Raw genomic sequence first — 11,922 nt, forward strand, 5'->3', positions numbered from 1 at the left:
TTCTTTAGATTTAACAGAAGGAATCATCGCCAATCAATTTTAGATAAAATCATTCAGAGATGCGTAGAGCATAAACCGATTGCTTACGCTTCGATTAAATTACACGAGACTTAAATGGGTAACCCTAAAACATAATTATATTAAGCCCTATTTTTGTTGGTAGTACTGTTGTTGGATTGCTAACTATTCAATTTCAAAATCAAGAAGCTATCAATAGCCTAGAAACCTATTCTATTATTGAAAGATTAAGTTTTGCGTTATATGGATTGTACTTTTATGTTATTAAATTTATCATACCACTTAATTTAAGTGCAATGCATGCTTATCCCAAAGTGATTAATGTGTTCGAATTGGAAATACTGGTTCCATCAATCATTGGTTTTGTTTTAACTATTGCAGGTTTATGGTTTTCAATAAAGAATAAAAAAATTGCTTTTGGGTTTTTCTTCTTTCTTTTAAATTTAGTTTTAATGCTGCAAATTGTTAGTGTTGGAAGAGCAATTGTTGCAGAAAGATATTCCTATCTTTCCTATTTGGGCTTGCTAATTATACTCATTGCAAGCTTGAATGCCACATCAATACTTAGAAAGTTTAAATACTTCTATTATTTCATTTCTATTTTATTTGGTATTCTGCTTTTAATCCTATCAATGCAACATATTAAAGTTTGGAAAGATAGTGAGGTTTTGTGGAGTAACGCAATTTCGGTTAATTCTAATGATTGGTTTGCTTATATTGGTCGTGGAAATTATTATCGTTCAAAAGAAATGAATAGAGCAGCCATTAAGGATTTTGAAACAGCGATAAAATTATCACCTCAAAATTTTGAAAATTATTTTAACCTTGGTGATTTACAAAGCAAAATGGGAGATTTGGATGGTGCTATTGAGTCTTATTCCAAAGCAATCAGAATTAATCCTAGTTTTTCAGATGCATATATTAATAGAGGGCAATTTTATATTCAGATTCAGGATGGAGAAAAAGCTTTGAATGATTTTAACACCGCAATTAAATTAAATTCTGAATCATTTATAGCTTATAACAATCGAGGAAACCTATATCTGCTGGCTGGTGATTCAGAAAAAGCAGTTTTAGATTTCTCAAAGTCAATTGAAATAAATTCAACTTATGCTAAATCATGGTATAATAGGGGAACTGTTTATTTAAATGGAAATATTGATCTTGCTATATTTGATTTAGAGAGGGCAAAAGAATTAGACCCAACATATTTTCAAACCTATAATAACCTTGGTAATGCTTATTTTAAAAAAGGGTTTTTCGATAAGTCGATTCTATCCTATAAACAAGCTTTGGAAATAGACAATACTAAAGCTAGTACTTGGTTGAATTTATCAATAGTTAAAAAGGAAGTTGGTGATTATGAAGGAGCATTAAAAGATGCGCAAAAGGCTAAAGAAAAAGGTGTATTGGTTCCAGAGTCTTATTTTGATCAACTTAAATCAAAGATTAATAATTCTATTTTTCAATAGTTTTATAGAAAAAAGGGTTGATTCATTTGAACCAACCCTTTTGTTTATTAGTTAATTACTATTTTTCTGTATATGTCCTCATCTCCATGAGTAATTTTTAAGAAATATACTCCACTTTCAAATTCATTCAGGTTGAATTCCTTATCTACTTTATTTGCAGAAACGTCAGTAATTACATCCTCAAGAATGAGCCTTCCAGCAAAATCCAATACTGATATTTCCACTTCTTGATGTATTCCAATTATCTCCAAATTAAACTCTCCATTACTTGGGTTAGGATATATATTGACAGATACAATATCACTACTCAATTCGGATATCGATTCACAAATATCATATTCAATTTCAACTGAAGCATTGGACTCACATCCAAATGAGTTTATAATAGTAACTGTATATTCAATCGTTTGTACCATATCCGATGTAACCTCAATAATAGGATCAGATAAGTTACCAGGCTGCCAATTATAACTAATTACATCTTCGGCAATAGCTTCTAATTGAACGGGCTGGTTCACACAGTAGGGACCATTTTCTGGATTTACTAAAATGGTCACAGGAGAACTTATCGCATCTGAAATCACCGTTGGATTCCCCTCAAAAAGCACATCACATAGGTTCTCATCCTGAACTCTTACTACATAGCTTCCAGAAGTTAAATCTGTGAAAACATTATTTTCGAAATAATCTGCTCCACCATTAATAGAATACATAAGCTGACCCTCTCCACCACTAGCAGTGATGGTAATACTACCTAATTCGCCAGTACATTGAACATTGGTCACCTCCACCTGATCAATGATGATTTCATCACCCTCTAGAACCACAACAGGATTGTTCTCATAAGCTACATCACAACCACTGGCATCTTTAATCATGAGCTGATACTCTCCAGCTGCTAATCCATTGAAGCTTCCGCTTTCTTGGTAATTCAAACCACCATCAACAGAATACATCAACATGCCAGTACCACCCGTTCCAGTGATGATTATTTCACCATCTTCAGCTTCAAAACAACCTGCATCAACAGCAGTAACGATACTAAATAGTAGTTCGGTAGGCTGTCCTATCACCACAGGATTTGAGGCATACTCTTGAGTACATCCATTGGCATCCTCTATCATAATATTATAATTTCCAGCTACTAAGTCAGAGAAGTTTCCAGAGCTAGACCAAGAACTACCTCCATCAATAGAATAGGAGTATTGTGGAGCTCCACCAGTTACATTCACTGAAATCATTCCATCTGTTCCACCAAAACAAGTACTTACATCAGTAGAAGTTACTGAAATAGTCATAGGATTAGGCTCATCAATCACAATAGCATTAGCAGCGTATTCAGTCACACATCCGCTTTCATCAGTAACAAACACATCGTAGTTTCCAGCGCCTAAGCCAGTAAACATACCATCATTGTCCACATAATTAGCTCCACCATCAATTGAATAAAGTAGGCTGCCACTTCCACCAATGGCATCAATTTCTATCGCACCATTGGTATTTCCATAGCAAATACTTACATTTGTAGCCATCACGTCTGTTACAACCAATAAAGGAGGTTCGGTTATTTCTGTAGACATGTCATAGAGTAGGTTACAGCCATTCATGTCTTTCACTTTTACCTGATAGCTACCAGCCACAAGGCCAGTGAAGATTCCATCATTCACATGATAAGAAGCCCCTGCATCAATGGAATATCTTAAGGTACCTGTTCCACCAGTGGCCTGAATATGAATTTCGCCACTAGCATCACCAAAACAGCCCAGTACATTTATTACCTGCACCTCAACGATTTCAATAGCCTCAGGCTCGGATAGAGTAATAGTTTCCTCATATGTAGTTTCACAAGCATTGGCATCACGAACAAGAATATGATATTCACCAGGTCCAAGGTTTTCAAACAAAGGATTGATATTATAGGAGCTGCCATTGTCAATGGAGTACAGATAAGGAGTAGTTCCACCACTGGCATAAATACTAATTTCACCATTCATGCTTCCAGCACAATTGGTCACATCCATTGAAGTCACATTGTCGACATTAAGAGCAGATAAAGGCTCTGTAACAGTATGAGGACCCGAGATTTCAATACAATCATTGGCATCGGTAACAGTTAAAGTGTAATCACCAGATAATAATCCAGCAAGGCTTTCGGTATCAGCAGTAAAACCATTTGGACCAGCCCATTCATAATCGAACTCAGGAGTTCCGCCAGAAACACTGATATCAATGGCACCTGTATTGTTTCCAAAACAATCTATATTAGTGATTCCATCAAGAGTAATGATGATAGGAGCAGGTTCATTTACGGTAACCGTGCTTCCCCATCCACTTATGCAATCATTGGCATCTTTAACGAAAACATCATAGTCACCCGCAGTTAATCCCTCAAAAAAGTTTGAAGTCTGCCAGGTAACGGCATTATCAATGGAATACATATAATTTGGTATTCCACCTTGAGCGCTTATTGTAATTGTGGCATTATCCCCAATGTTACAACCCGTAATACTTGTGGTAGAAACATCACTAACTGTCAGTAAATCAGGTTCAGTAATGGTAGCCGAGCTGGTAGTGGTACAACCATTTCCATCGGTAATGGTCACGGAATAAGTCCCAGCGGTAAGCGCAGTAATACTAGCGGTAGTAGCAGAATTGCTCCACGCATAAGTATATGGAGCAGTCCCACCTGAGGCCAAAGCCGTAGTCCCACCATCACTACCACCATTACAGCTTACATTGGCATCCACCACAGAATTAGCCACCAGAGTAGCAGGTTCGGTAATGGTAGACGAGCTAGTAGCAGTACATCCATTTCCATCAGTAATGGTCACGGTATAAGTTCCAGCAACAATCCCCGTAATACTAGCGGTAGTAGCTGCATTGCTCCAGGTATATGTATATGGAGCAGTCCCACCTGAGGCCGAAGCCGTAGCACCACCATCACTACCACCATTACAGTTTACATTGTCATCCACCACAGAACTGGCCATCAGAGTAGCAGGTTCAGTAATCGTAGACGAGTTAGTAGCCGTACATCCATTTCCATCGGTAATGGTCACGGTATAAGTTCCAGCGGTAAGCGCAGTAATACTAGCAGTAGTAGCAGAATTGCTCCACGCATAAGTATATGGAGCAGTCCCATCTGAGGCCGAAGCCGTAGCACCACCATCACTACCACCATTACAGTTTACATTGTCATCCACCACAGAACTGGCCATCAGAGTAGCAGGTTCAGTAATCGTAGACGAGTTAGTAGCCGTACATCCATTTCCATCGGTAATGGTCACGGTATAAGTTCCAGCGGTAAGCGCAGTAATACTAGCAGTAGTAGCAGAATTGCTCCACGCATAAGTATATGGAGCAGTCCCACCTGAGGCCGAAGCCGTAGTCCCACCATCACTACCACCATTACAGCTTACATTGGCATCCACCACAGAATTGGCTACTAGAGCAGTGGGTTCAGTAATGGTAGCCAAGCTGGTAGTGGTACAACCATTTCCATCGGTAATGGTCACGGAATAAGTCCCAGCGGTAAGCGCAGTAATACTAGCAGTAGTAGCAGAATTGCTCCACGCATAAGTATATGGAGCTGTCCCACCTGAGGCCGAAGCCGTAGTACCACCATCATTACCACCATTACAGCTTACATTGGCATCCACAACCGAAGAACCTATAAGTACTGAAGGTTCAGTAATTGTTATCGAAGCTGAAGCAGTATTATTAGTAGCATCAGTAATGGTTACGGTATAAGTACCTTGGGCTAAGCCAGTATTACTAGCAGTAGTAGCGGCATTGCTCCAAATATAAGTATATGGAGCTGTTCCATCTACAGGTGATGCAGTGGCCGAACCATCTGAATATCCATTACAAGATACATTTGTATGAGAAGAGATAATAGCACCAAGACTACTTAAAACAGCTTGGTCAACAGTACAAGTAGCTGAATTTCCACTACCATCCGTAGCAGTTAAAGTAATGGTTGTTATGCCAAGACCGAGTGTTGAACCTGAAGCCGGGGATTGAGTAATTACAGGAGAACTTGTACAGTTATCGATTGCCGTTACCAATGTTGTCAAATCAGTCATTGTTGCTTGATTTGAACTATTTGCAATCAAATCATTTGGTGTAGGAGCACAGACCGTAATTGTAGGTGCAGTATTGTCAATCACCGTTTGATTCACGGTACAAGTTGCGGTATTACCACTGCCATCAATAGCAGTAAGGGTAATTGTTGTGGTTCCCAAACCAAGAGTAGCACCAGCAGCAGGTGATTGGGTAATGGTTGGAGAACTGGTACAATTATCAGTAGCCGTCACAGACCCGGTTAGATTAGGCGCAGAAGCTGTACATGAGCCATTAGCAGGGATATTACTGGGGGTTGAGGCACAGACCGTAATTGTAGGTGCAGTATTATCAATCACTGTTTGATTCACCGTACAAGTTGCGGTATTACCACTGCCATCCGTAGCAGTAAGAGTGATTGTAGTGGTTCCCAACCCAAGAGTAGCACCAGCAGCTGGTGATTGGGTAATGGTTGGAGAACTGGTACAATTATCAGTAGCCGTCACAGAACCGGTTAGATTAGGCGCAGAAGCTGTACATGAGCCATTAGCAGGGATATTGCTAGGGGTTGAGGCACAGACCGTAATTGTAGGTGCAGTATTATCAATCACTGTTTGATTCACGGTACAAGTAGCGGTATTTCCGCTGCCATCGGTTGCAGTAAGAGTAATTGTAGTGGTTCCCAACCCAAGAGTAGCACCAGCAGCTGGTGATTGTGTAATGGTTGGAGAAGAAGTACAATTATCAGAAGCCGTCACAGAACCGGTTAGATTTGGAGCAGTCCCTTGACAGGAAGCATTAGCAGGAATATTACTAGGCGTAGAAGCGCAGACCGTAATTGTAGGAGCAGTATTATCTATCACCGTTTGATTCACTGTACAAGTTGCAGTATTTCCGCTTCCATCGGTTGCAGTAAGAGTAATTGTAGTGGTTCCCAAACCAAGAGTAGCACCAGCAGCTGGTGATTGTGTAATGGTTGGAGAACTGGTACAATTATCTGTTGCCGTCACAGAACCGGTTAGATTAGGCGCAGAAGCTGTACATGAGCCATTAGCAGGAATATTACTAGGCGTAGAAGCGCAGACCGTAATTGTAGGAGCAGTATTATCTATTACCGTTTGATTCACTGTACAAGTTGTAGTATTTCCGCTTCCATCGGTTGCAGTAAGAGTAATTGTAGTGGTTCCCAAACCAAGAGTAGCACCAGGAGCTGGTGATTGAGTAATGGTTGGAGAACTGGTACAATTATCTGTTGCCGTCACAGAACCGGTTAGATTAGGCGCAGAAGCTGTACATGAGCCATTAGCAGGAATATTACTAGGCGTAGAAGCGCAGACCGTAATTGTAGGAGCGGTATTATCTATTACCGTTTGATTCACTGTACAAGTTGCAGTATTTCCGCTGCCATCGGTTGCAGTAAGAGTAATTGTAGTGGTTCCTAACCCAAGAGTAGCACCAGCAGCTGGTGATTGTGTAATAGTTGGAGAACTGGTACAATTATCAGAAGCCGTCACAGAACCGGTTAGATTAGGCGCAGAAGCTGTACATGAGCCATTAGCAGGAATATTACTAGGCGTAGAAGCGCACACAGTAATGGTTGGCGCTGTATTATCTATCACCGTTTGATTCACCGTACAAGTTGCGGTATTACCACTACCATCGGTTGCTGTAAGAGTAATTGTAGTGGTCCCCAAACCAAGAGTAGCACCAGCAGCTGGTGATTGAGTAATGGTTGGAGAGGCTGTACAGTTATCAGTAGCAGTAACAGAACCGGTTAAATTTGGAGCAGTCCCTTGACAGGAAGCATTAGCAATTATATAAATAGGGGTTGAGGCGCAGACTGTAATAGTTGGAGCTGTGTTATCTACTACAGGCTGATTCACGGTACAAGTAGCAGTATTTCCGCTGCCATCGGTTGCAGTAAGGGTAATTGTAGTAGTCCCTAACCCCAAAGTAGATCCAATACTAGGAGATTGTGTTATTGAAGGAGATGCTGTACAATTATCAGTGGCAGTAACTTGTCCAGTGAAATCTGGAGTAGAAGCTTGACATGCTGAATTTGCAGGTATGTTTGCAGGGTTTAAAGCACAAACAGTAATAACCGGAGGTACATCATCAACAACAGTTACAGTTGATGTACAAGTACTTTGATTTCCTCCATTATCAGTTACTGTTAGAGTAACTGTATTTGTTCCCAGATTACTGCAATCTACTGTTGCAGGGGAAACTGAAAGGTTGGCTATACCACATTCGTCTGAACTTCCATTATTAACTTCTGAAGTAGGAATAGGTATGCTAGCAGGGGGAGCCGGAAGTCTTGAATTTTGATTGTGGTTTCGATTAGAGCTCTTGGAGCCTGATAGATAAATAGTAGCATTCTTGCATGATGCAACAGGTGGTGTTATATCTTTCACTGTTACTGTTGAATTACAAGTTGCTGTATTTGAGGCGTTATCTGTCACAGTAAGGGTTACTGTAACATTTCCAATGTTATTGCAGTCAAAAGAGTTTGGAGAAACACTAAGTGACGCTATTCCACTACATGCATCTGAACTTCCATTGTCAACTTGTGAAGCTGTTATAGTTGCATTACCTGCAGCGTTTAGTTCAACTTCAATATTTTTGCAAATAGCTATTGGGGCAGTATTATCAATAGTTTCGTTTACAATTGTTTTTGTCGTATCGACACAATTAAAAGCGTTTGCATCTGTTACTTCAACAATATAGGTTCCAAAATTTGAGGAGGTTGAGTTTGGAATTGTAGGATTATTAACTGCTGATGAGAAACTATCTGGTCCTGTCCAGCTATATGAAGTACCTCCGCTAGATGTTAAGGTAATTGTTTCACCAGGACAATACGGACCTGAGTTGGAGGCTACAGCAGTAGTTGAAAATGAATAAAAACTTCCATTATCAAATGATGTACATATAAAGCTTGATGGATCAGTATGTAAATTATCAAATAACTCTACTGCTGGAGTCCATTGGTTGGCATTACTACTTCCAATATAATTGGCATTAGAAGGCCCATAAGCTTCAATAATTACATGTTCATTAAAATTACTTTCAATTGGAAATAGTAATAATGAGCCCGACTGACTAATTGTGACTGGGCCCCCAGCATCTGTTATTGTAATGGTCATTTTTACAGATACTGATTGAGTTACCCAAGAACTACTTGTATTTAAAAACCTGTAGTTTGTATTACCTGTATATACAATAATTCCGCCTGATAAATTAGAAGAACCCGCTGCATAACTTAGGTCGTCCATGACAGGGCAATTTACATCGAGGCTATATCCATTGATCACATCGTTGAGTGTAGTACCAAGCCCCCATGTATAACAAGTTTCCATCCAGTCTGGCCAATTTGTATTAGTGTAGGAGAATGTTTTCCCTCCAGTTTTACCAATATATACACCGCTGCTTGGGGTACTTGAAACACTTGTGCCAGGAGGGTCGGACACACTTGTTTGTGCTTGAATATCCATTGGAAACAATCCTAAAATAAGAATGATGAATAGTAGAAGATTTTTCATATGTTATTTTTTAATTATTTTCTTAGTATATACTTTGTTATTTATTTCAACTACCACAATTAATAATTGAGGTGAAATACCTTGTAAATCAACTATTATAATGTCATTATCATATTTTGAAATTTCTTTAATATAGATTAGTTCACCATTTATACCATAAATTTTTACTATGGCCTGGTCATTATTCTTTAGCTTTAGAATATCTATATTGGCATAGTTATTTGTTGGATTTGGGTAAATACTAAAGGATTCATTTAATTGAAATGATTCAGAAATATTTTGAGGTTGGATAATGGCATCAAAACTCATATTGTCAAGTAAAGCATATGAATCTCCAGGGACTCCTTGATGATTATTTTTTGCAATTGTAAAATATATAGATGCACTATCTGCTTGCCCTTCATTGAAATAATTTATTTGAACTTCTTTTAGCGTGTATTCATTTACTGATTGAACAATGAATTGATAACCATTTCCAATAACTTCACCATTTGAATACATTTCTACATTTATAAACAAGCTATCGTCATTTTCGGGATAAAACTGATAATAAAAGAAGAATTTTTCAGCGTTTGAGTAAACGGGGAAACTGGGGCCATATTCATATTTATTATGGTATGAAGATAAATGAGCAAATTTCATGTTTTGCTCACCTATAGAATTAGATAGTTTTAAGGCTAAGTTTCCTGAGAATGCTTCATTATTTTTTTCTACGATTGGAGTAGGGTCGTTATTGTCCTGATTTGAATACCACTTATTGATTGTAAACTCAGACTCCTCTGTCCAATTTTCAAAATTATTATTGGGAAGTTGTTCCGAAGAATTAATAAACTCTATTTTATCAATTGCGATATTACTTTCAGGATTGGTTTGTCCTGAGAAAACATTTGAACTAACTATACCAAAAAATAATTGTTCTGGTTGCATTTCATTCAAGTAGTTAATTGCAAATTTTACATTTATAAATTCTTCATTTGAGGAACCGTAAACTTGTTGGAAATTATTTGAGATAAGCGATTCATCATTTAATTTCAACATAGAGATTACTAAGGCAGTATCGTTTTCAGCAATATCATATTTAAGCCATATTGATACAGAATCTGGCCTGCTGTTAAAAGGGACACCACCGACTAAACCATTATCTCCAGGAGAGCCTAAAAATATTGCTCCTATATCATCATCGTTAGTTTGAAGTAAAGCAGCTTGAGAATTATTTGGAGATGTTATTTGCGAAACACTCCCTGAATATCCCCAATCATCCAATATTGAAGTAGTGTTTTCTGTCCAGTTTTCAAAACTGAAATTAGGAATATAGTCTAATCCTGTGTAAAATACAATGATGTTACTATAACTTGTTCCATGAATATTACTAGTTTTGATACGACCAGAGTATTTGGTATTTTCATTTAATTGATAAACAATTAGATCTATTATTATATCATCTTCTCCATTAATAGCCTCATAGAAAACGGAGACAGATTGATCGAATAAATTATTTTCACCGTACTCAAAAATGACTTCAGTATCTGAACCATTTGGATTGGTACTCCCAGAAAATTTTACGCTTGAAGAGGTGAGTACTAGAGCTGGTTCGTTTAATTGTGATGTGGCTAGGTTTCCAGTGAAATCATTAAAACATCCATATTTTCCATAATTCCCTGCAGTTAAGCCCAGAAACTTATTTTTGAAACCAATATCGTTTAAGTGAACAGTGTCATTGGCTTGTAAAGAATAATCAAACCAATTATCACCCATGTCTTCTGTTTGAAGAAAGCTTCCATAATTACCTACAGCAAGAAGGACATCGTCATCATATTTAGATATAGCATTTAACATATGGTCTACTTGGTCTTTAACAATAGACCAATTTGCGCCACCATCTGTAGTTTTTATAATGGTCTGAATAGAATCATTTGTTGGGTTCCCCCCAACTATGATTCCAACATTTTCATTTGAAAAATAAATGCTATTTAACCTTCTGTTTTGCAGGTTTCCAGTTGGCGATAAATCACTCCAAGTATCACCTGAATCTGTGGATTTTAAAACAGTTCCATTATCACCACATGCATATGCAATGGTTTCATTAACAAAGAAAACATCTCTTAACATTGGTCCTAAGTTGTCCGAAATGATACTCCAAGTCTGTCCGCCATCATTTGTTTTGATTATAGTTCTAATGGCATCGTTACTTTCGTTTCCTCCCAATACAATACCTGTAGTAGCATTTGTAAAATGGGTCGCGTAATAGTTTCTTCCAGAGAGATTCCCTGGTAATTCTATTTGTTCCCAAGAGCCCCCTTGATCTGTTGATTTTAAAATAGTTCCAGAGGTACCTACTGAGTATCCAATATTTGCATTGGGAAACGAGATGTCATGCAACCATGCATTTACATTATCAAGAGCCAACAACCAGTTTTGACAAGTATCATCGGAATAATATATTGTTGATATGGCATCATTACTTTCCCAGCCACCAACTAAAAAACATCTGCTTTCGTTGAATGCAACCTTATTAATATGTCTCATTTTTGGAGCACTACTAAACTCCCATGCCTCAATATTTTGAGAATATGTGAAAGAACTGAGGACCATAAATAGTCCAATAAATAAATAGTACAGAATTGATTTCATATTTTGATTTAAGTTATTGCTATCGTTTAAAAATGATATTCTTAATAATTTGATATTATTATTTAGGGTTACCCATTTAGTTCACAAATAGTTGTATATGAGTATATTATTTTGTAAATTGTATTCAAATTCAGGAACGATGAGGATACTAAAAAACATTGATAGACAGACGTTTAAAGAAAGATTTACAACAAAAGAAG

At 37.8% G+C, this 11,922-nt stretch carries 3 protein-coding genes; 1 reads left to right on the forward strand and 2 read right to left on the reverse strand.

Translation table 11 applies throughout. The annotated features are described in order from the left end of the window. Positions 1–176: 176 nt before the first annotated feature. Positions 177–1,490 (forward strand): tetratricopeptide repeat protein, encoded by a 1,314-nt coding sequence (locus HNS40_RS20580; RefSeq protein WP_172284504.1) that lies wholly within the window; start codon positions 177–179, stop codon positions 1,488–1,490. A gap of 47 nt (positions 1,491–1,537) precedes the next feature. Here HNS40_RS20580 and HNS40_RS20585 read toward each other — a convergent pair whose 3' ends face one another. Further along, the gene (locus tag HNS40_RS20585) at positions 1,538–9,091 is read right to left on the reverse strand and encodes an HYR domain-containing protein (RefSeq protein ID WP_172284506.1); all 7,554 of its coding nucleotides are present in this window, start codon (positions 9,089–9,091) and stop codon (positions 1,538–1,540) included. A gap of 3 nt (positions 9,092–9,094) precedes the next feature. Beyond that, the gene (locus HNS40_RS20590) at positions 9,095–11,722 is read right to left on the reverse strand and encodes a YCF48-related protein (protein ID WP_172284508.1); all 2,628 of its coding nucleotides are present in this window, start codon (positions 11,720–11,722) and stop codon (positions 9,095–9,097) included. Between the last annotated feature and the right edge of the window lie 200 nt (positions 11,723–11,922).

It is taken from the genome of Lentimicrobium sp. S6 (assembly GCF_013166635.1).
In the GTDB taxonomy this organism is placed as follows: Bacteria; Bacteroidota; Bacteroidia; order Bacteroidales; family UBA12170; genus UBA12170.

Bases quoted from the DNA above. Each gene is read 5' to 3' on its own strand.
- HNS40_RS20590 (WP_172284508.1), bottom strand. From the start codon at position 11,722: ATGAAATCAATTCTGTACTATTTATTTATTGGACTATTTATGGTCCTC.
- HNS40_RS20585 (WP_172284506.1), bottom strand. From the start codon at position 9,091: ATGAAAAATCTTCTACTATTCATCATTCTTATTTTAGGATTGTTTCCA.